Raw genomic sequence first — 21,130 nt, 5'->3', positions numbered from 1 at the left:
CCGACGCGTGGGGGCGTGACGCCCGGCTCTGGGTGAGGTGGGGACATGTGGGGCTGTGCCGAACCGGATCGTAGGAGGGGCGACAAGGCCCGTCAATAGGTCTGGACCAATTGCCCGGTGACGGCGGAACACCGGCTCTCCGACTTTCGACAGAGCCGCAGCTCATCCCCAGGTCGCACAAGGACCCGCGGCACCGCCCCTGACAATGGGCCGATGGCCCCCCTCTCCCGAAATCCGTTCACGGCCCCCGGCGAACCGGGCCGGGGGCTGTGGCGCGCCCTCGCGGAGACGACCGGCGGCGCGGCGCTGATGCTCCTGACCCAGCTGCTCCTGGGCGGCCGCGGCCCGGCCGGCGAGATCCAGCTCCTCCTCGGTACCGTCGTCCTCGTCCTGCTCGCCGTCCGCCGCCGCTTCCCCGTACTGAGCCTGCTGGGCACCTCCGTCGTCGTCGGGCTGCTGCCCCCCGCCGGGCTGCCGGCCGCCGTGACCGCGTACACCTCGGCCAAGCACCTGACCGCCCCCCGGCGCCGGAGCACCGTGCTGCTCGCCTCCGCCGTGCTGGCGGCGCTGGTCTGCGCCGTCCTCGCCCCGGCCATCGGGCTCGGCGGCCACGCGTTCGGGCTCGCGCTCGGCGCCGTACTCGCGGCGACCACCCTGGTGGTGCCGGGGCTCCTCGGCGGCTCGGGCGGGCAGGAGGACCGGCTGCTGCGGGCGCTCCGGGAGCGGGCCGCCGCCGCGGAGGCGGCCCGCCGGCTCGCGGAGAGCGAGTCCCGGATCCACGAGCGCTCCCGAATCGCCGCCGAGATGCACGACCTGGTCGGCCACCGGCTCAGCCTGATCTCGCTGCACGCGGGCGGCCTGGAGATGGCCCTGCGGAAGGAGGCGCCGGACCTGCGGGACGAGGCGGCCCTGGTCCGCCGGGCCACCGGGGACGCGATGCGGGAGCTGCGCGAAGTACTCGGGGTCCTGGGCCCGTTGGGCCGGGACACCGGGACGGACGCGCTGACCGACAGCACCGGGACCAGATCCGACGTCGAGGCGCTGGCCGCGGAGTCCCGCACCGGCGGCATACCCGTCGAGCTCACCTGGGACGGCCCCGACCTGCACGAGCGCGCCGCCCAGGTGCGGCGGGCGGTGCACCGCGTGGTGCGCGAGGCGCTGACCAATGTGCACCGCTACGCCGCCGGGGCCCGCGTCACCGTGGCGGTCACGCACACCGAGGACCGGGTGGAGGTGCTCGTGCGCAACGGCCTTCCGCCGGTGGCCCCCGAGGCGGCGACCGGCCTGGGCACCGGGCGCGGACTGGTCGGGCTGCGGGAACGGGTGGCGCTGCTCGGCGGCGCCCTGGAGGCGGGCCCGACGCCGGCCGGGGGCTTCGCGGTCGCCGCGCGGATCCCGGCCCGCCCCGACCCGGGAGCGAGTCTCACCGCCGCGGGCGCCCCGCCGCGCGAAACGCCGTCCGAGCCGCACGCCGACCACCCGCCCGCCGGTCTCCGACGCCGCGTCGTGGACGCCCTCAGCGGATTCCTCGGCCTCGCGGGCGTCGGCGTGCTGATGATGTGCGGTCTCCTGCTGGTCTCCCAGGCGTCCCCGGATCCCGCCCCCCGCGATCCCGAGCCGCCCAGGATCGGGATGTCCCGCGCGATGGTGGAGCGGGCCGTCTACGGGGACGACCCGGCGGTGCGCGCGGCGGCGACGGGCCGGGAGCCGGCCCGCGCGGAGTCCGTGACGAGCTGCATCTACCCGACGTTCCGCTACGCAGACCCGACACCGCCGGCCCCGGCTGCCGAGGGCACCCCCACGGACGAGGCCGCCCCGCGGGGCGGCGACCGGCTCACCATCACCCGGCTCTGCTTCCGTGGCGATACGTTGGCCACGATCGACCGCTTCACCGTGCCCATGGTGTCGCGCACACCACCGTGGGAGTCCCCGTGACCGAGTTCCCCCCTGCCGTCCACCACCCGATCCGGGTCCTGCTCGCCGACGACGAGGAACTGATCCGGCACGCCGTCCGGCTGATCCTGCGCCACGCCGAGGGCATCGAGGTGGTCGGCGAGGCGGCGAACGGCGAGGAGGCCGTCCGGGTCGCCGCCGAGACCCGCCCGGACGTGGCCCTGATCGACATCCGGATGCCCGTGCTCGACGGGCTCGCCACCATCGAGCGGCTCCTCGCCCTGGACCCCGGGCCGCAGGTCGTCATGCTCACCACGTTCGGCGACGAGCAGAACGTGACGCGCGCGCTGCGCTCCGGCGCCACCGGCTTCCTCCTCAAGGACGAGGGCCCGCAGGAGCTGATCAGCGCGGTCCGGGCCGCCGCCGGCGGCGACGCCGTCCTCTCGCCCAAGGTCACCCGGACCGTCATCGACCGCATGCTCGACACCGGCGCCGGTACGCCGGCCGCCCCGGCCCCTGGCGCCGTCCCCGACCAGCGACTGGCGGCGCTCACCGGCCGCGAGCGCGACGTCCTCGCGCTGCTCGGCCTGGGTCTCGCCAACGCGGAGATCGGCCGCCGACTGGGCATCGGCGTGGGCACGGTGAAGACCCACGTCAGCGCCGTCCTGGTGAAGACCGGCACGGACAGCCGCGTCCAGGCGGCGGTCCTCGCCCACCGGGCGGGGCTGCTGTCCTGAGCACCGGCCGGTACGCCGCCTCTGCCGGACGACGGAGACGGCCGTCCGCCGCGGGGAGGAGGCACCACCCCGGGCCCGACCTTCGGCAGACGCCCCGGTCACACCCTGAGGCCGACGGTCCGGCGCCGCGGCGCGCCGAGGATGAGAGTCAGTCACCGACCCTCTCCCCGTAGCCCGGAGCCGACATGTCACCGCAGGAAGCCGTACCCGCCCCCGTCTCCCCCGGCCCCGCCGCCCGGGCCACCGGACTGAGCAAGGTCTACGGCCGGGGCGAGGCCCGGGTGGTCGCCCTGGACTCGGTCTCGGTCGAGTTCGGACGCGGCCGGTTCACCGCGATCATGGGGCCGTCCGGCTCCGGCAAGTCGACGCTGATGCACTGCATGGCCGGTCTCGACGCGGTCACCGCGGGCTCCGCGCGGATCGGTGACACCGAACTGTCCGGCCTGACCGACCGGCAGCTCACCCGGCTGCGCCGGGACAGCGTCGGTTTCGTCTTCCAGGCGTTCAACCTGCTCCCCACCCTGACGGCGCTGGAGAACATCACGCTGCCGATGGCCATCGCGGGCCGCCGGCCGGACCGGAAGTGGCTGGAGACCGTCGTGGCGACCGTCGGCCTCGCCGGGCGGCTGGGCCACCGCCCCGCCCAGCTGTCCGGCGGCCAGCAGCAGCGGGTCGCCGTGGCCCGCGCCCTCGCCGCCCGGCCGGAGATCGTCTTCGCCGACGAACCGACCGGCAACCTGGACTCCCGCGCCGGCTCCGAGATCCTCGGCTTCCTGCGGGAGTCCGTACGGGAGTTGGGCCAGACCGTGGTGATGGTCACCCACGACCCGGCGGCCGCCGCGCACGCCGACCGCGTGGTCTTCCTCGCCGACGGCCGGCTCACCGACGAGCTGCTCGCCCCGACCGCCGAGACCGTCCTGGACCGGATGCGGCGCTTCGACACCGGCGCCCGCACGAGCTGACCAGGCTCCCCGCGCCCCACCCCCTCGCACCTCCTAACTGGGACCACCGCCATGCTGCGAACAGCCCTGCGCAACGTCTTCGCGCACCGAGCCCGCCTGATCATGACCGCCCTCGCGATCACCCTCGGCGTCGCCTTCGTCTCCGGCACCCTCGTCTTCGGCGACACCGTCGCGGAGGCCCTGCGCGGCGCCTCCGCCAGGAGCCTCAAGGACGTCGCCGTCTCCGTCCAGGCCGAGGCCCGGCGCGGCTCCGACACCGGGGCGGACGACACCGTGTCCACCGCGCTCACCGGTGAACTCGCCGACAGGGTCCGCACCGTGCCCGGCGTCACCTCCGTGCGCCCCACCGTCAACGGCACCGCCACCCTGGCCGCCAAGGACGGCCGGCCGCTCGACGCCGACACCAGCTGGCAGAACCTGGCAACCAACTACGCACCGGACGCGGCCCACGGCGACCGGGACGCCCGGTTCCCGCTCAGCGCCGGCCGCGGCCCCGTCGACAGCGGTGAGCTGGCCCTGGACCGCGGGACCGCCGAGCGGGCCGGCTACCGCGTCGGCGACACCGTCCGCTTCGCCACCCGGGGCCCCGCGCTGACCAAGAAGCTGGTCGGCACCGTCGACACCGACGACCCCCGGGTGCGGGCCGGCGGCAGCCTCGTGCTCTTCGACACCAGGACCGCCCAGCAGCTCTTCCTCCAGGACGGCCGCTTCGACGAGCTGGCCGTCGGCTCCGCGCCCGGCACCGACGCCGAGGAACTCACCGGCAGGATCCGCGCGCTGCTGCCCGCCGAGGGCATCACGGTCACCAGCGGAGCCCGGCTCGCGCGCGAGCAGGCCGCGCAGATCGCCGAGAGCACCAAGGAGCTCACCCGGATGCTCCTGACCTTCGCCGGGATCGCCCTGTTCGTCGGCGCCTTCATCATCGCCAACGCCTTCACCATGCTGATCGCCCAGCGCAGCCGGGAGACCGCGCTGCTGCGCGCCGTCGGGGCCTCGCGCCGCCAGGTCGTCCGCGCCGTCCTCACCGAGGCCGCGCTCCTCGGCCTCGGCGCCTCGGCGGCCGGCATCGCGCTCGGGACCGGTATCGCGACCGCCGTGCGGCCGATCCTCGACGCGGCCGGCGCGGGCCTGCCGGACGGCCCCCTGGTGATCTCCGCGGACACCCTCCTGCGCTCCCTCCTGACCGGCGTCGGCGTCACCGTGCTCGCCGCCTGGCTGCCGTCCCGCAGGGCCGCGAAGACCGCCCCGGTGGAGGCGTTGAGCAGCGTCGACCAGGCACCGCCCCGGCGCGGCATGCTCGTGCGCAACAGCCTCGGCGGACTGCTCACCGGCCTCGGCCTGCTCACCCTGCTGTACGTCTCCACCCGGAGGGACGGCGCTGACGCCAACCTCCAGGCCGCCGCCCTGGGTTCGCTGCTCACCCTGACCGGCCTGATCGTGATCGCCCCGCTGCTGTCCCACCCGCTGATCCGGCTCGCGGGCACGGTCACCACCCGGCTCTTCGGCGTCAGCGGCAGGCTCGCCGAGGAGAACGCGCTGCGCAATCCGCGCCGCACCGCCGCCACCGCCTCGGCCCTGATGATCGGGCTGGCCCTGATCACCGGCCTGAGCGTGACCGGCGGTTCCACCGACGCCGCCCTCCAGGACGCGGCCGTGCGCGGCCTGACCGCCGACTACAAGGTGTCCAACGCCGGGTACGGCGGCATCGACCCCGCGCTCGCCGGCAAGGTCGCCGACGTCCCCGGCGTCGCGCGGGCGGTGCCCGTCGCCTCCTCGACCCTGGGCGTGCGGGGCCGGGCCGCCACGTTCACCGGCGCGGACCCGCGGCAGCTCGCCGCGGTCTCCGACCTGGAGTTCAGCAGCGGCTCGCTCGCGGACCTCGGACCCGGCAGGGTCGCGCTCTCGGACCAGCTGGCCGAGGAGACCGGCCTGTCGAAGGGCGACACCTTCCCGGGCACGCTGGGCTTCGGCCGCGAGACCAGGGAGCTGACCGTCGCCGGTGTCTACCGCCGGACCCGCACCGTGGGCGGCGCCGTGGGCACCCTGGGCGACGTCCTGCCGTACGCCGTCGGCGGCCGGCTCGACAGCGTCCTGGTCGAAGCCGCGGCCGACGGGCGCACCGGCGGCCTCGACCAGCGGATCCGCGAGGCCCTCGGCAACAGCCCGCTCCTCCAGGTGCAGGACCGGGGGCAGTTGACGAAGGCGCAGTCCGGCGAGATCGACACGATGCTCACCATGATGTACGGCCTGCTCGGCATGACGGTCGTGATCGCCGTCTTCGGCGTCGTCAACACCCTGGCCATGTCCGTCTTCGAGCGGACCAGGGAGATCGGGCTGCTGCGCGCGATCGGCCTGGACGACCGGGGCGTCAGGCGGATGGTGCGGCTGGAGTCGGTGGTGATCTCGCTGTTCGGCGCCGTTCTCGGCATCGGCACCGGGATCTTCCTGGCCTGGGCCTGCGGCAGCCTGGCCCGGGCCTCGCTCCCGCAGTACCGGATCGTGCTGCCGTGGGCGCGGCTCGGCCTGTTCCTGCTGCTCGGCCCGGCGATCGGGGTGCTGGCGGCGGTCTGGCCGGCCCGGCGGGCGGCCCGCCTGAACACCCTGCGGGCGATCGACGCCCAGTAGCGCCCGGCCGGCGCGGGTACGCGCCGCCCGCCGTCCTGTCGGCCCCGCCGGTTCGGCCGCGCCCCGGTCGCCGCACCCGGCCGGGGCGCGAGAGCATCGAGGAGGCCCCGGGCGCGGGCACCGTCGAACCGGGGCGGTGCCGCGGATCGTTCCTCCTGCCGTACGCCCCCGCGGACCGCGACCGGTCGGGCGGCGACGGCGCCCGGCCGGGTGCCGCCCCGCCACGCGGCGGCAGAACCGAACCGACAGGCTGGAGTCCCCGTGCGCGTCAGCGTCTGCATCCTGCCCGACCGGCCGTTCCCCGAGGCGGCCCCGCTCTGGCGGCGCGCCGAGGAGCTGGGCTTCCACGCCGCCTACTCCTACGACCACCTCACCTGGGGCGGCCTGCCGGACGGCGCCTGGTACGGCGCCGTGCCCACCCTGGCGGCCGCCGCCGGGGCCACCTCCCGGATCCGCCTCGGCACCCTGGTCTCCTCGGCGAACTTCCGCCACCCCGTGCCGCTCGCGCAGGACGTCATGACGCTGGACACCATCAGCGGCGGCCGGTTCGTCCTCGGCTACGGCGCCGGCGCGCCCGACGCCGACGGCATCGTGCTCGGCCAGGGCGCGCCCGACACGGGCTGGTCGGTGAAGGAACGCGGCGGCCGGTTCCGCGAATCGGTGGAACTGCTGGACCGGCTGCTCACCGGGGCGCCCGAGGGCCGGCCGCGGACCACCTTCCGCGGCCGCTACTTCGACGCGATCGACGCCCGGCTGGAGCCCGGGTGCGTCCAGCGGCCCCGGGTGCCGTTCCTGTTGGCGGCGACCGGACCGCTCGGCATGCGCACCGTGGCGCGGTACGGCGCGTCCTGGGCCGTCACCGACGACGCGGAGCTGCCGAAGGACACCCTCACCGAGGCCTCGACCTGGGCCGGCCTCGCCCAGCGGCTGGAGGGTCTCGACGCGGCCTGCGAGCAGGAGGGCCGCGACCCGAAGTCACTCGGCCGCACCCTGCTGACCGGGTTCTCGCCGCTGCCCACCATGCGCTCGGCGGCGGCCTTCGAGGAGGTCGCGGGGCGCTGCGCGGAGCTCGGCTTCACGGAGCTGGTGGTCCACTACCCGCGCGAGTCCGGGCCGTTCGCCACGCCCGCGCACGTCCTGGCGGAGATCGCGCCCGCCCACCGCGGCGCCGCCCGGCTGCCCTGACCGCGGACCCGCTCCACGGCTACCGCAACGACGCCATCCAGGCCTCGACCTCGTCCGCCTGGCGCGGCAGGCCCGAGGACAGCCACTGCGCGCCGTCGGTGGTGATCAGGAAGTCGTCCTCGATCCGGACGCCGATCCCGCGCAGCTCCTCGGGGACGGTCAGGTCGTCGGGCTGGAAGTACAGTCCGGGCTCGACGGTCAGCACCTGGCCGGCCTCCAGGACGCCGTCCAGGTAGGCCTGGCCGCGGGCACCGGCGCAGTCGTGGCAGTCCAGGCCCAGCATGTGCCCCGAGCCGCAGACGGTGAAGCGGCGGTACCGGCCGGACTCGGCGAGGGACGGCCCGCCGTCCGGTGCCAGGCCCCAGGCGTCGAGCCCGTCCGCGATCACGCGCATCGCCGCGTCGTGGAAGGCCCCGTAGCGGGCGCCGGGCCGCAGGGCCGCGATCCCCGCCGACTGGGCGGCGAAGACCAGGTCGTACACCCGGCGCTGGACATCGGTGTAGTGGCCGGAGACCGGCAGCGTCCGGGTGACGTCGCCGGTGTAGAAGGAGTCGGCCTCGACCCCGGCGTCCAGCAGGAGGAGGTCGCCGTCCCGCACCGGGCCGTCGTTGTGCATCCAGTGCAGGACGCAGGCGTGCGCGCCGGCCGCCGCGATGGTCTCGAAGCCCAGGCCGTAGCCGTCCAGCCGGGCGCGGCGGTTGAAGGTGCCCTCGATCCAGCGCTCGCCCCGCGCGAGGCCCGTGGCATGGCGCAGCTCGCCGATTACGTCGTGGAACCCGGCCACCGTGGACCGGACGGCCGCGCGCAGCTGCTCGACCTCCCAGGCGTCCTTGACCAGCCGTGACTCCGCGAGGTAGGTCAGCAGTTCGGCCTCCGCCCGGTGGGCCGGCCGGACCAGTGCGTCGACGAGCGCGTCCTCGCCGCGCACCACCCGGGTCGGGACGTGTCCGGCGAGCGCCCGCTCCAGGTCGTCCCGGGCGGCGGCCCGGACACCGATCGCGTCGGCGGTCTCCGACAGCGTCCGGCGCCGGCCGACCCAGAACTCGCCGTGCCGGCGGCTGCTGTGGAACTCGGCGCCGTTCGGCCCGCCGTCGCGCGGCGACCGCGGCCGGGTGAACAGGGTGACCTCGTGCCCGGTCCCGGTGGGCTCGAAGAGGAGGACGCTGTCGGGGACGGCACTCGTGCCCTGCTCCGCGGTGAGGTGGACGAACGCGGAGTGCGGCCGGAAGGTGTGGTCGAAGTCGTTGCTGCGGACCTTGAGCCCGCCCGAGGGGACGACGATCCGCTCCCCGGGGAACCGCTCGGAGAGCGCCGAGCGCCGCGCGGCGGCGAAGGCCGCACCGGGCAGGAGCGGCAGCGTCGTCCCGGTGTCGGCCCAGCCGTGGTGGAACCACTCGGCCTGCGCGGCCGGCACCGCGCGGTCCTGCGCCCCGGCTCCGCGTGCCCCACCCTGCTGCTCCACCCGTCGTCTCCGCTCACCGTAGTCCGCCGCACGCCCGCTGCATGTCGGCCACATGTCGGCCGCACGGGGAAACTACCATTTCACATGTCACACATCCACACCCCCGCACAGAAACCCCCGGTACCCCCAGGAGGCACCCGGGACTACGCGGGCGTCTCGCGGCCGGACTGGACGGTCGGAATCCGCTGGGTGAAGAACAGCGCCACGACGGCGGTCAGGGCGAGGATCGCGAGGGCCGCCCGCAGACCGTCCAGCCGAGCGGCCGCGTTGGCGTCGAGCGCCGCCCGCGCGACCTCCGGGCTCGTGCCCGCCTCGTCCAGCGCCGCCGTGAGCTGGACGTCCGACAGGAAGGGCGCACCGCTCTCCAGTTGGACGGCCGCCCGGTCCGCGACCTCGGCCGGGACGGCCGGGTTCTGCTCGACGGCGGCCAGGAACGAGGCCGTCAGGGCGGCGATCATGATCGACCCGGCGAGCGCGGTGCCGATCGAGGACCCGAGGTTGGTCACGGCGTTCTGGATGCCGCCGACCTCCGCGCTCTGCTCGTCCGGGACGGCCGACACGGTGACCGCGCCGAGCTGCGAGGCCATCGCGCCCATCCCGAGGCCGATCAGCAGCAGGGGCAGGGTGACGATCTCCGCACCCGCGTCCGCGTCGAGCGCGGCGAGCAGGGTGACGGCGCCCGCGAGGAGGGCCAGCGTCCCCAGCCGCACCACCCGGCGCGGTGAGACGTCCGGGAACAGGCGCGGGATCAGGACCGCGGCGGCCAGCAGCGTCAGCGAGAGCGGCAGCAGCCAGACGCCGGTCCGCAGGGCGGACAGGCCGAGGGCGACGGACAGGTAGAGCGGGACGACGAAGAACACGCCCATCTGGATGAAGTACTGGAAGAAGAACATCGTCAGACCGCCGGTGAGCCGGCGGTTGCCGAGTAGGTCCGGGTCGACGAGCGGCTCCCCGCCGCGCTCCACGACGCGCGTCTCCCAGTGCAGGAAGAGCCGGATCAGCAGCACACCGGCCAGCAGCAGCCACACGGTGAGCGAGATGCCGAGCCAGCCGGGCGCACCCGGCTTGGGCACGAACCACCCCCAGGAGCTGGAGCGCAGCACCCCGAACACGAAGACCCCGAGCCCGAGCGCGGACAGCAGGGCGCCGACCAGGTCGAGCCCGGCCCGGTCGGCGGGCGGGGCGTCGGCGAGCCGGCGCGCGAACACCAGGATGGCGAGGACGATGACGACCTCGCCGGCGAAGACCCAGCGCCAGGAGAAGTACGTCGTCGCGATACCGCCGATGAGCGGCCCCAGCGCGATCGCCACCGCCCCCGCCGCGGCGACGAACCCGTAGGCGGCCGGTCGGCGCCCGGCAGCGAAGTTGCCGGCCACCAGCGCCACGATCGCCGGGAGGATGAGGGCCGCCCCGACCCCCTCCAGGAAGGACCAGCCGAACAGCAGAACAGCCAGGTTGGGGGCGAGCGAGGTGGTCAGGGAACCGCAGCCGTAGATGACGCAGCCGATCATGAACGCCCGTCGCCGGCCGATGAGCTTCCCGACCTTGCCGCCCGGGATCATGAACATCGCCATCACGAGCGTGTACGCCGTGATGGCGCCCTGGATCCCGGCCACCGTCGTCCCGACGTCGTCGGCCACCGTCGCGATGGAGACGTTCATGACGGAGCTGTCGAGCGCCATCAGGAACTGGCCGGCCGCGAGGGTCGGCAGGACGAACCCGCCGACCGCGGAGGAGGTGCCTGTGCTGGGTTCCATGGGCCGCATCGTCGCAGCGGCGGCGGGACACGGCCACCCGGGAGTCGGCCGGTCGGACCGGGTCGGCGGTGCGGCGCGCCGGGCGCGCCGCACCCGGGGTCAGATCACGTCCCGCCCGCGCAGCGTCCCCGCGCACAGGGCCCAGATGATGAAGATGTTCACGGCGATCAGCACGATGGCCCAGAACGGGTAGTACGGCAGCCAGAGGAAGTTGGCGATCAGGCTGAACCCCGCCAGGACGACGCCGACGGCTCTCGCCCAGACGGCTCCGGTGAACACCATGACCCCGGCCAGCACGACGAGGAGGCCGAGGATGAGATGGATCCAGCCCCAGCCGGTCAGGTTGAAGCGGAACACGTAGTCGTTCGTCCGGACGAACAGGTCGTCCTTGGCGATGGCCGCGATCCCCTCGAAGATCGCCATCGTTCCGCCGAAGACCATCAGGATCCCCGCGAGCACGATCCACCCGGATCGCAGCAGGTGCCCCGAGGAGCGCGCGGGCGGCGCCGGATCGGCGCCGACGGGCGGCGGCTGGGGCGGGTTGAGATTGCCGGCCATGAGGGCCTCCGAACTCTCGGGGAGCCGGCAGGCCCATGGGTCCGGACCCGGCGGCGGCTCCACGTTCCAGCGTTCCACACCCCCGCCGCGGGCGCGCCCCGTGCCGGAGCCCCGGCCGCCACCCGTACGGCCGTTCCCGCTGGTGGGCCGGGGCGTGCGCGGCTCTGCTGGGGAGGAGCTGTCACCACGTGCGCTCCCCGGCGGGGCAAGCGTCCGACCCCAGGGAGAGTGCGATGGCCCCGACGGATTCCGGAGCGGATCCCGCAGGAGCGAACGGCGCCGAACCGCCCGGCGACCAACCCCCGCACCCTGCTCCGCCGCCGGCTGCCTCCACCCCGGAGCCACCGACACGACCTGCGGTGGAACCACCACGGCCCGCGCCGCAACCGCCGGACGACGTCGAGCACCTGAAGGCCCGGATCGCCGCGCTGGAGCGCACCGCCCCGCCCCGCCACCGGGAACACCACCGGCTGCGGACCTCCGGATCCGTGGTGGTCATCGTCATCGCGTCGCTGCTCTCGCTGATCTCCGTCCTCGCGGTCTGGACGAGCGACATCGTCGGCAACACCGACCGCTACGTCTCCACGGTCGCGCCACTGGCCACCGATCCGGCGGTGCAGGACGCCGTCACCACCCGGGTCACCCAGGTCGTCCTGGACCAGATCGACGTGAACGGGCTGGTCAAGCAGCTCTCCGACGCGGCCGCCGAACAGGGCGTGCCGGCCCCGCTCGCGACCCTGATCGGCGGCCTGAGCGGGCCCATCACCAGCGGCCTCAACGACCTGGTGCACACCACCGTCGACCGGGTGGTGACCAGCAGTGCCTTCGAGTCGATCTGGGTCGACGCCAACCGGCTGATCCACACCGCCCTCGACAAGGCCCTCACCGGGAAGGGCGGCGGTGCGGTGACGCTGACCAACAATCAGGTCGGCATCGACATCGCGCCGATCGTGGCGAAGGTGAAGACCGAGCTGGTGGACGCCGGCCTCGGGATCGCTTCCAAGATCCCGGAGGTCCACACCGACTTCGTGGTCTTCCAGTCCGAGGACATCGGCAAGGTCAAGACGTACTTCCGGCTGCTGGAGATCATGGGCTCGTGGCTCCCGCTGGTGACCGTCCTGGTGGCCGCCGGCGGCGTCCTCCTCGCCTCCAACCGGCGCCGCGGCCTGGTCGGCGCGGCCGTCGGCGTGGCACTCGCCATGCTGCTGCTCGGCATCGTCCTGACCGTCTTCCGCGCGTACTACCTCGACCGCCTGCCACCGGGCGCGAACCAGGCGGCCGCGGGCGCCGTCTACGACACCCTGATCCGGTTCATGCGCGCGAGCATCCGGGTGGTCTTCGCGGTGGCCGTCGTCACCGCCATGGGCGCGCTCCTGATCGGGCCGTCCCGAGCCGCCGTCGCGATCCGCACCGCCTGCCGCCGGATGGTGGACGCCCTGCGCGAGGTGCTGTTCGGCATCGGGATGCGGCTGGGCCCGGTCGGCCCGTTCGTCCACCGCTTCAAGCGGTGGATCGGCGCCCTGATCCTCGCCGTGGCGGCGGTCGTCCTGGCCACCTGGAACTATCCGACCACGGCGGTGGTCCTGTGGATCACCCTGGTGGTCCTGCTCGCCTTCCTGATCCGGGAGTTCCTCGACACCGGCCCGGGCCCGGGCACCGTCACCGGCCCGGACGGAGCCCCGGGCCCCGGGCCCGGCACCGTCTCCGGTACCGGGCCGCCGACCCACGCCTGAGCGCCCGCCGCCCGGCTCCCGGGCCGCCCCGCCGGGCCGGGATGCGCGGTGCGGCGGGCACTGCTGGAATGGCAGGAGCGGGAGCCGCCCGCGGCGGACGCCGTCCGCCCCGTGCCGCCCTCCCGGGCGCGTACCGCCACGGCATCGGCCGACAGCCTCCGCCCGGCCGACCGGAGAGGACCCGACATGAGCGACGAGCTGAACGAGCTGAACGAGACCGGACCGATCGACTACATCGTCGTCGAGTTCCCCGGCAGCCGGATGACCGGGGAAGGGCTGCCACTGCTGGTCGACCTGGTCGACCGGGGCATCATCCGGATCCTCGACCTGACCTTCGTCCGCAAGGAGACGGACGGCTCGGTCACCGGCCTCGAACTCGCCGACCTCACCGGTGACGGCGTGCTCGACCTCGCCGTCTTCGACGGCGTCTCCTCCGGCCTGCTCGACGAGGAGGACCTCGCCGACGCCGCCGCCGTCCTGGAGCCGGGCAGCTCCGCCGCCGTCCTCGTCTACGAGAACGTCTGGGCCGGCCCGCTGGCCGCCGCCCTCCGGCGCAGCGGGGCGCGGCTGGTCGCGGACGGCCGCATCCCCGTCCAGGCGATCCTCGCCTCCCTCGAAGCCGCCGAGGGCAAGGACGGACGCTGAACCCGCCCTGCCCGTCCGCTCGCCCCACCCCGAAGGTCAAGGAGGTTTCGCCATGCCAGGACTCCTTCGCGGCGTCGCCCGAACCGCCGTCGTCGCCGGAACGGCGACCGCCGTCTCCAACCGGGTCTCCCGGCGGCAGGCCGGCCGCTGGGCCCAGCAGGAGGCACCGCAGGCCCAGGCCCAGCCCGCCGCACCGCAGGCGGCGCCTGCCGCGCCCGCCGCCGAGCCCGACGACATGGCCACCCGGCTCGACCAGCTCAAGCAGCTGGCCGAGCTCAAGAACCAGGGCGTGCTCACCGACGCCGAGTTCGCGGCACAGAAGTCCCGTCTGCTCGGCTCCTGACCGGCGGCGCCGGCCCGCACCCCGGGCCGGCGGCCACGGCGAGGGCGCCTTCGCCCCGGCCGGTGCCCCGGCGCAGCCGGTGAGACCCGTTCTGCCGCGACAGGGAGGCGGTCCCATGAGCCGCGAGTACCACTTCCACTGCGAGTACGCCGGCTGCTCGGTCACCGTCGGGATTCACCTGGGCGGCAGCCGGGCGGTGGAACTGCTGGTCGACGGCAAGGAGGTCGCCGCCGAGCGGATCCACGGCCACCACGCCCAGGTGTGCCCGCTCAGCACCACGCTGCCCACCACCCCGCCGCGCCCGGTCACCGTCGAGGCCGAACTGCCCGGCGCGGTCCGCGGCGCCCCGTCCGCCACCCTGGTCGACGGCGACACCCGGCTGCCGATGCCCGAACGCGAGGTGCCGCGCCGGGCCGGACCGACCGAGGTCTCCTGGTACGGCTGACGGCGTCGACGGCCGGCATCGGGCCAGGTCGGAGGCGCTCCCCCGGCGGAAGTTAGGGTTCGGATGCGGGTGGCGGACCACCGCCGCCGCGCCCGGACCGCCGAAGGGACCCCGCCCATGCCGACCGCACCCGCCACCGGACCAGCCGCCGCACCGTCACTCGCGCGGTTCGGCCTGGGCACCGCCGCCGTCGGGCGGCCCGGCTACATCACGCTCGGGCGCGAGCTCGACCTGCCGGCCGGGCGCACCGTCGAGGCGATGCGGGAGCGGACGCACGACCTGCTCGACGCCGCCTACGCGGCGGGGGTGCGCTACTTCGACACCGCCCGCTCCTACGGCCGCGCCGAGGAGTTCGTCGGCGAGTGGCTCGCCGCCCGGCCGCGGCTCGCGTCCGAGGTCGTGATCGGCAGCAAGTGGGGTTACACCTACACCGCCGACTGGCGGGCCTCCGGGGTGCCCGTGCACGAGGTCAAGGAGCACTCGACGGCGGTGTTCGACCGTCAGATCAAGGAGACCAGGCAGCTGTTGGGCGGTCTGCCGCAGGTGTACCTGGTGCACTCGGTCACCCCCGACAGCCCGGCGCTCGGCGACCGGGCGCTGCACGAGCGGCTGGCGGCGCTGGCCGCCGAGGGCGTCCGGATCGGCCTGTCCACCAGCGGACCGGCGCAGGCCGCCACCGTCCGGGCGGCCCTGGAGGTGACCGTGGCGGGGCGGCCGCTGTTCGCCGCCGTCCAGTCCACCTGGAACCTGCTGGAGCCCTCCGCCGGGCCCGCCCTGGCCGAGGCGCACGCGGCGGGCTGGCTGGTGGTGGTCAAGGAGGGCATGGCCAACGGCCGGCTCGCCGACCGCAACGCGACCGGGCCCGGGACCGCCGCGCTGCGCGAGCTGGCCGCCCGCACCGGCGCCACCTGCGACGCGCTCGCCCTCGCCGCGGCCGCCGCCCGACCCTGGGCCGACATCGTGCTCTCCGGCGCGGCCACCCCGGAGCAGCTGGCCTCCAACCTCAGCGCGGCCGGGCTCGACCTCGCCGCCGCGGACCTCGCCGCGCTCACCGTGCTCGCCGAGCCCGCGGAGGCGTACTGGCGCAGCCGCGCCGCGCTGCCCTGGGAGTGAGCCCGAGCCGGGCGGGCCGCCGCAGCCCGCCCGGGCCCGCGGCCGGTCAGACGCGGGTGTCCTCCACCACCGGGACGACGCGGTCCGACGCGCCGCCGCCGGCCGCGGCCGGCGCGGTCCGGGCCGCCGGCGCGGCGGGTCGCTCTCCGCAGAAGGCCGGCTCCAGCGCGCTCATCAGCCCCGTCGTGACGGCCCCGTTGTTGGAGGCGTTGGCGAACACCACCACGCTGCGCCGGCCGTCGGGGGTGACGAAGCTCTGGGTCTGGAAGCCCTGGACGATGCCTCCGTGGCCGAGGACGGTCCCGCAGGAGAGCGCGATCTGGCGGATCCCGAGTCCGTAGCCGACCTTCGCCGTGGGCGTGGGGAGGACGGCGGTCAGCTGCCGCAGCGAGTCGTCCGAGACGAGCCCGCCGGCGCGGCCCGCGACCAGCGCGGTGAGGAAGCGGTCCATGTCGGCGGCGGAGGAGATGACGCCGCCGGCACTCCACAGCCAGGACGCGGTCTGCTCGGTGGAGTCCAGCAGCGGCTTGGCGCGGTCGTCGTTGGTCAGGTAGCCGGTGATGTGCGGGCCCGCGATGCGCTTCTCGGGCACCACGAAGGAGGTCTGCCGCAGCTTCAGCGGCTCGATGACCTGCTCGCGCAGCACGTCGGCGTAGGCCCGGCCGGTGAGGTGCTCGACCGCCATTCCCATCAGTACGTAGTCCGTGTTGGAGTACGCGTACGCCGTCCCCGGGGCGCTCCGCACACCGTGCTTGACGGAGAGCGCCACCAAGTCCCGCGGTGTGTAGACGGTGTTGCGGATGCGCGCCTCGAAGGCGCTCGTGGTCTCCTCGCCGTTCTGTTCGAGCAGGTCGTCGGTGTGGTCGTAGATGCCCGCGCGGTGCTGCATCACCTGGCGGCCGGTCATCGTCCAGCCCTCGGGCAGGGTGCCCTGGGGCAGGTACTCGCGCAGCGGCCTGTCCAGGTCGACGAGCCCCTGTTCGGCCAGGCGCATCACGAGCACGGCGGCGAACATCTTGCTGTTGCTGCCCACCCGGAACTGCCGGTCCGCCCTCATCGAGGCGCCGCCGAGGTCGGCCTTGCCCATCGTCAGCGACCATTCGCGCTCGCCCGGGCCGTGGTCCCTGATCACCGCGAAGGCGCCGGGGGCGCCCGCGTCCAGGGTGTTCCGCAGTGCGGTCCGCACGGCGGTGGTGTCCGGGAGGGGCGGTGCGGCGGCCCGCGGCGCCGCGGCGGCCGCCCCCGCCCCGAAGGCGGTCGCCATCAGCGCGGCGGCGGCCGCCAGTGCTCCGGCGCGCGTGAGCCCGATCGTCACCATCGACAAGTCCCCTGTCTCGTTGGCATCCCGCGCGGCGGGTCCGCGCAGACCAAGATCATATCTCCTCTGCGTGACAGATGCTGACTGTCCGTCACCGCTCGGTCGCGCGCCGGACCAGGTGGACCGACCCTCGGTCGACGGTCGGTGACGATGCCATGACAGCGCGCGCCCACCCTGCGGGCACACTCCGGAGCGCGGGGGCACCCGCCTTGCCCGAACGGGCAAACCTAACGTTCGGTCGGCCCTCCGTACGCGGCGGACCGCCCTCGCCCCGCCGGGCGCCGGACGCCCCCCGTTCACCCGGCCGCCACCCGGAACAGCGCCGCGACCTGCGCGGAAGCCCGGCCGCCCCCGCCGCGCAACTTCTCCGATGGGCACGATCCGCCCAAGTCGGACCATTCCGCCCCTTCCGTCGGCAATCGACAGCAGTCGACCGTGAAACCCACCGGCCCGCCGGAGCGGCGAGTGAGCTGCGTCACTTGACGCTCTATTGGCCCCGGGCTTGACTTCGGAGCGACGAGAAAGCGGATCGCGGAATTCAGCGAGTAATCACCGCACACCCGTCGAGCCTTTGCATGATTCGTCCTGTTCACCGTCAGACGGAGGTACTGCCATGAAGCTCGTCCACTTCGTGAAGAAGGTCATGCCGGAGAAGAGCCTGAAGGCCTACGCGTGGTACGGCTGGATCTAGTCGGGTAGTTCGTCTACCGGGCACGGGCCCGGTGAGCAGTCGTCTCACCGGGCCCGTGCCTTTCACCCTTGGAGTTCACCGATGCCCATGTCCAGTACCGGCAGGAGCGCCCGGGCCACCGTCTTCGCACCGCGGATCGAGGAACTTCTCCGCAGGTACCGCGGGGCGGACCTCTTCCGTCTGGAGCACGACACCATCGGGGTCGCCGGCGCCGACCTGATGGACAGCCTGCTCCGCAGCCGGCCCGCGAACGACTCCGAGCGCCCGACCTTCAAGCCCGTCCAGGGCCGGTCCGTCACCCGGACGGACGCGTCCGCGCTCATGCAGGCCGTCTCCGCCGACGTCCGCGCGGCGCTGAAGAAGCCCCTCGGCGACGAGGTCGACCTCACCGGGAAATGGCCGCACGTCGCGCACGTCTATCTCCGGGATCTCGTCTTCGGCCGGGAGAGTTTCCGTTTCCGCGTCCTGGTGGACCGCCGCCTGGAACTCACGCCGAAATTGACCTGGGCAGCCGTCGCGGCCGGCACCGCCATGCTCGGAAAGCCCGGCACGGAAATCCCGCTGTCCAATCTGGCGGCCCGCGTGCTGGACGCCGAGAGCTATGACGACCGCCGGTATGCGATGTACCTCTACCGGCGGGTCGCCGCCCCGATCTGTTTCACCGTGTCCGCCCTCGTGACGAATGCGCTCTGGCTCGGTTCGCCTTTCGAGGACGGCGTGTCGAACCGGGACGTCCTGCTGGAGTCCCTCCGGCTGCTGCCGCCGTCCTGGAACATCCTGCGGATGGCCTCCCCCGAGTTCACCGCGGTGGACGACCGGATCGGGGCCAAGGACGACCTGCTGATCCTCCCGCTGGTGAGCCACCGCGACCCGCGGCTCTGGGAGGACCCGGACAGCTACCGCCCTGAGCGCTGGGCCGACCTCGACCCCGACGACCACCCCGGGTACCTCCCGTTCGGCCATGTGAACGAGCGCTGCTGGGGCCGGCACATGGTGATGCCGCTGGCCGAACGGCTCCTCGACATCGTGCGCCGGGACGGTCTCGTGGTGAACCCGGAGCAGACCGTCGGCAAGGTCGAACTCGACGGCCTGCTCGAAGTCTCCGACGTCCGGCTGGTCCGGCGCTGAGCCGTGCCGTCCGGGCCCGGCCCCTCCCGGTCCCGGACGGCACGGGCCGCCCGCCTCAGCCCCGGGGCGCGCCGGCCAGGAACCGGTGCAGCGAGGCCGTCAGGGCGGTGGCGAAGGCCTCCCGGACCGGTTCGGCCACGCGGTCCAGCGACAGGTAGGGGTTGAGGTCCTCCAGCTCGACCAGCAGCAGTTCCCCCTCCGGGGCGCGGCAGGCGTCCACCCGCTGGATCCCGTGGTCGAGCGTGTTCCAGTCGATGAACCCCCGGGCGAAGGCGAGGTCCGCGTCGGTGGGGTGGTACGGCTCCAGGATCCAGCGCCGCTCGGGATCCGGCGCGTACAGCGCGTACTGGAAGGCGTCGTCGACGAAGTAGAACGACACCTCGTAGCGGAAGTCGACGCGCGGCTGGACGAGGATGTCGCCGTACGCGAGGCCGGACAGCCCGTCCGGGTCGACGAAGGCCAGGCCGATGGAGTCCGCACCGGCCTTCGGCTTGACGGCGTACTGGGCGCAGCCGGGCAGGCGGTCCAGGTCCTCGGGCCGGTCGACGGTGGGGATCACCGGGTGCCCGGCCTCGGTGAGGTCCAGCAGGTACTGCTTGCCGGCCATGTCACCGCGCCCGGTGAGCGGGTTGTAGACCCGGGTGCCGCGTGCTTCCGCCGCGGCCCGGAAGGCCTCGTACCGCTCCTGGTAGTGCAGGACGGGGCCGCTGTTGCGGACCAGCACGGCGTCGAAGCCGTCCATCAGCGCGGCCGCGTCCAAGGGGTGGCAGAGCGCGATGTCGAAGTCGGCCCGGAGCCGGGCGGAGAGCCGGATGTCCTCGTCGCAGTACCGCCGGCCCCGGGCCTGGTAGGCGAGGTCGGTCACGAACAGAACGCTGGGGCGGGCGGGCACGTGGCGGCTCCTCGGTCGGTGGCGGCCCAACATACCCACCGGCCGGTCCTGGCCCGGCCGGGGCCCCGGGCACCGGTGGCCGCCCGACGCCTTGACGAATCCATGACAGCGGCGCACCATCGTGCTGGCGCGCGCCGCACCTCCTCCCCGTTCCGTCCCTACGGACCCCCCACAGGAGGACAGTCATGCGACTGCCCCGCCGAGGGAAGCCCGCCGCGGTCGCCGCCGCCGTGCTGGCTCTCGCGCTCGCCTCCCCGCTCACCACCCAGGTCGCCGCCCAGCCGGTCACCGCCGGCCCGGCCGCGGCCCCCGACTCCGCCCGGCAGTACGTCCTCGACGGCCCCCGCACCGTCGCCGAACGCACCGCCGTCGCCGCCACCGGCGCGTCCGTCGACGCCGTGCGCTCCGATTCCGTGGTGGTCACCGCGACCGCCGCCGAGGCCGACCGACTGCGGGCGCTCGGCTGGTCCCCCAGCCCGCTGCCGGAGCCGGTGTACGGCGACGGGGCCGGCACACCGGGCGTCGGCGCCGCGGTGTACGACTTCCCGTCCGCCGACTCCGGTTACCACAACTACGCGGAGGCCACCGCCGACATCGACGCCGTCGTGGCGGCGCACCCCGACATCATGAGCAAGCGGGTCATCGGCACCTCGTACGAGGGCCGGCCGATCGTCGCCGTCAAGATCAGCGACAACGTCGGCACCGACGAGAACGAACCCGAAGTGCTGTTCACCGCCCACCAGCACGCCCGCGAGCACCTCACCGTCGAGATGTCGCTGTACCTGCTCCACGAGTTCGGCGACAAGTACGCCACCGACAGCCGGATCGCCAACGCCGTCAACAGCCGGGAGATCTGGGTGATCCCCGACCTCAACCCGGACGGCGGCGAGTACGACATCGCCACCGGCCGCTACCGCAGCTGGCGCAAGGACCGCCAGCCCAACGCGGGCAGCAGCAGCGTGGGCACCGACCTGAACCGCAACTGGGACTACAAGTGGGGCTGCTGCGGCGGCTCCTCCGGCTCCACCTCCAACGAGACCTACCGGGGCGCCGCCCCGGAGTCCGCCAAGGAGACCAAGGTGGTCGCCGACTTCGTCCGCACCCGCGTGGTCGGCGGCAAGCAGCAGATCACCGCCGCCATCGACTTCCACACCTACAGTCAGCTGGTGCTCTGGCCGTTCGGCTGGACCACGGCCGACACCGCCCCCGGGATGACGGCCGACGAGTACAACACCTTCGCGACCTTCGGCCGGGCCATGGCCGGCACCAACGGCTACACCCCCGAGCAGTCGAGCGACCTGTACATCACCGACGGCTCGATCGACGACTGGCTGTGGGGCACCCAGCGGGTCTTCGCCTACACCTTCGAGATGTACCCCGGTCCGAACGGCAGCAGCGGCTTCTACCCGCCCGACGAGGTGATCGGGCGCGAGACCAGCCGCAACCGCGAGGCGGTGCTGCGCCTGGTGGAGACCGCCGACTGCATGTACCGCGCGATCGGCAAGCAGCAGCAGTACTGCGGCATCGCCTCCTGAACCGCAGACGCCGCACCGGCCGGGGCCTCACGGACCCGGCCGGTGCGGCGTCCCGGCCTCGGCGGGAGCGGTTCCGGGACCCCCGCGCTGACGGTGCGCGTTCCGGAC

18 protein-coding genes are annotated in these 21,130 nt (G+C 74.2%); 13 read left to right on the top strand and 5 right to left on the bottom strand.

The window, feature by feature from the left end; translation table 11 throughout:
- The first annotated feature begins 213 nt into the window (after positions 1-213).
- The 5 genes from ABZ497_RS21275 (at position 214) to ABZ497_RS21255 (ending at position 7,402) form a co-directional block, all read left to right on the top strand.
- Positions 214-1,935: a histidine kinase gene (locus ABZ497_RS21275; RefSeq protein WP_359807386.1), complete on the top strand. Its 1,722-nt coding sequence runs from the start codon at positions 214-216 to the stop codon at positions 1,933-1,935.
- Positions 1,932-2,630 carry a response regulator transcription factor gene (locus ABZ497_RS21270; RefSeq protein WP_359807383.1) on the top strand — a complete coding sequence of 233 codons (699 nt, stop codon included), beginning with the start codon at positions 1,932-1,934 and terminating at the stop codon, positions 2,628-2,630. The genes ABZ497_RS21275 and ABZ497_RS21270 overlap by 4 nt, the downstream gene beginning before the upstream one ends.
- Positions 2,631-2,815: 185 nt before the next feature.
- Positions 2,816-3,592 (top strand): ABC transporter ATP-binding protein, encoded by a 777-nt coding sequence (locus tag ABZ497_RS21265; RefSeq protein WP_359807380.1) that lies wholly within the window; start codon positions 2,816-2,818, stop codon positions 3,590-3,592.
- A 51-nt stretch (positions 3,593-3,643) separates the two neighbouring features.
- A complete protein-coding gene (locus tag ABZ497_RS21260) occupies positions 3,644-6,217 on the top strand; it encodes an FtsX-like permease family protein (protein ID WP_359807378.1) in 2,574 nt (857 codons plus the stop codon).
- 261 nt (positions 6,218-6,478) lie between these two features.
- A complete protein-coding gene (locus ABZ497_RS21255) occupies positions 6,479-7,402 on the top strand; it encodes an LLM class flavin-dependent oxidoreductase (protein ID WP_359807376.1) in 924 nt (307 codons plus the stop codon).
- A 19-nt stretch (positions 7,403-7,421) separates the two neighbouring features.
- On the opposite strand, the gene ABZ497_RS21250 is transcribed toward ABZ497_RS21255, so the two are convergent.
- The 3 genes from ABZ497_RS21250 to ABZ497_RS21240 form a co-directional block, all read right to left on the bottom strand.
- Positions 7,422-8,759: an aminopeptidase P family protein gene (locus ABZ497_RS21250; protein ID WP_359807484.1), complete on the bottom strand. Its 1,338-nt coding sequence runs from the start codon at positions 8,757-8,759 to the stop codon at positions 7,422-7,424.
- Between the two features lie 248 nt (positions 8,760-9,007).
- Complete coding sequence (locus ABZ497_RS21245) at positions 9,008-10,621, bottom strand: MFS transporter (RefSeq protein WP_359807375.1); 1,614 nt, start codon at positions 10,619-10,621, stop codon at positions 9,008-9,010.
- A gap of 99 nt (positions 10,622-10,720) precedes the next feature.
- On the bottom strand, positions 10,721-11,062 hold the full coding sequence (locus ABZ497_RS21240) for a hypothetical protein (protein ID WP_359807481.1): 342 nt from the start codon (positions 11,060-11,062) through the stop codon (positions 10,721-10,723).
- Positions 11,063-11,538: 476 nt separating this feature from the next.
- Here ABZ497_RS21240 and ABZ497_RS21235 point away from each other — a divergent pair, with 476 nt between their 5' ends.
- The 5 genes from ABZ497_RS21235 to ABZ497_RS21215 all read left to right on the top strand — a co-directional run bounded on the left by ABZ497_RS21235 (position 11,539) and on the right by ABZ497_RS21215 (position 15,458).
- A complete protein-coding gene (locus ABZ497_RS21235) occupies positions 11,539-12,912 on the top strand; it encodes a hypothetical protein (RefSeq protein ID WP_359807372.1) in 1,374 nt (457 codons plus the stop codon).
- A 186-nt stretch (positions 12,913-13,098) separates the two neighbouring features.
- A complete protein-coding gene (locus ABZ497_RS21230; protein ID WP_359807371.1) occupies positions 13,099-13,557 on the top strand; it encodes a DUF6325 family protein in 459 nt (152 codons plus the stop codon).
- Between the two features lie 52 nt (positions 13,558-13,609).
- Positions 13,610-13,900, top strand: coding sequence for an SHOCT domain-containing protein (locus ABZ497_RS21225; protein ID WP_359807368.1), 291 nt, complete (start codon positions 13,610-13,612; stop codon positions 13,898-13,900).
- A gap of 115 nt (positions 13,901-14,015) precedes the next feature.
- Positions 14,016-14,345: a hypothetical protein gene (locus ABZ497_RS21220; protein WP_359807367.1), complete on the top strand. Its 330-nt coding sequence runs from the start codon at positions 14,016-14,018 to the stop codon at positions 14,343-14,345.
- A 117-nt stretch (positions 14,346-14,462) separates the two neighbouring features.
- Positions 14,463-15,458, top strand: coding sequence for an aldo/keto reductase (locus tag ABZ497_RS21215; RefSeq protein WP_359807364.1), 996 nt, complete (start codon positions 14,463-14,465; stop codon positions 15,456-15,458).
- A gap of 46 nt (positions 15,459-15,504) precedes the next feature.
- On the opposite strand, the gene ABZ497_RS21210 is transcribed toward ABZ497_RS21215, so the two are convergent.
- Positions 15,505-16,776, bottom strand: coding sequence for a serine hydrolase domain-containing protein (locus ABZ497_RS21210; protein WP_359807361.1), 1,272 nt, complete (start codon positions 16,774-16,776; stop codon positions 15,505-15,507).
- A gap of 613 nt (positions 16,777-17,389) precedes the next feature.
- Here ABZ497_RS21210 and ABZ497_RS21205 point away from each other — a divergent pair.
- Positions 17,390-17,467: a tryptorubin family RiPP precursor gene (locus tag ABZ497_RS21205; RefSeq protein ID WP_350540985.1), complete on the top strand. Its 78-nt coding sequence runs from the start codon at positions 17,390-17,392 to the stop codon at positions 17,465-17,467.
- Positions 17,468-17,548: 81 nt separating this feature from the next.
- Positions 17,549-18,595 carry a cytochrome P450 gene (locus tag ABZ497_RS21200; protein WP_329486168.1) on the top strand — a complete coding sequence of 349 codons (1,047 nt, stop codon included), beginning with the start codon at positions 17,549-17,551 and terminating at the stop codon, positions 18,593-18,595.
- Positions 18,596-18,650: 55 nt separating this feature from the next.
- On the opposite strand, the gene ABZ497_RS21195 is transcribed toward ABZ497_RS21200, so the two are convergent.
- Complete coding sequence (locus ABZ497_RS21195) at positions 18,651-19,487, bottom strand: hypothetical protein (RefSeq protein ID WP_359807358.1); 837 nt, start codon at positions 19,485-19,487, stop codon at positions 18,651-18,653.
- A gap of 185 nt (positions 19,488-19,672) precedes the next feature.
- Between ABZ497_RS21195 and ABZ497_RS21190 the strand changes: the two genes are divergently transcribed.
- Complete coding sequence (locus ABZ497_RS21190; RefSeq protein WP_359807355.1) at positions 19,673-21,022, top strand: M14 family metallopeptidase; 1,350 nt, start codon at positions 19,673-19,675, stop codon at positions 21,020-21,022.
- The last annotated feature ends 108 nt before the right edge of the window (positions 21,023-21,130 follow it).

Source organism: Kitasatospora sp. NPDC005751 (assembly GCF_040630835.1).
GTDB lineage: Bacteria > Actinomycetota > Actinomycetes > Streptomycetales > Streptomycetaceae > Kitasatospora.
Note: the sequence above shows the minus strand (reverse complement) of the source record. Positions and strands in the feature narration are given on the sequence as shown.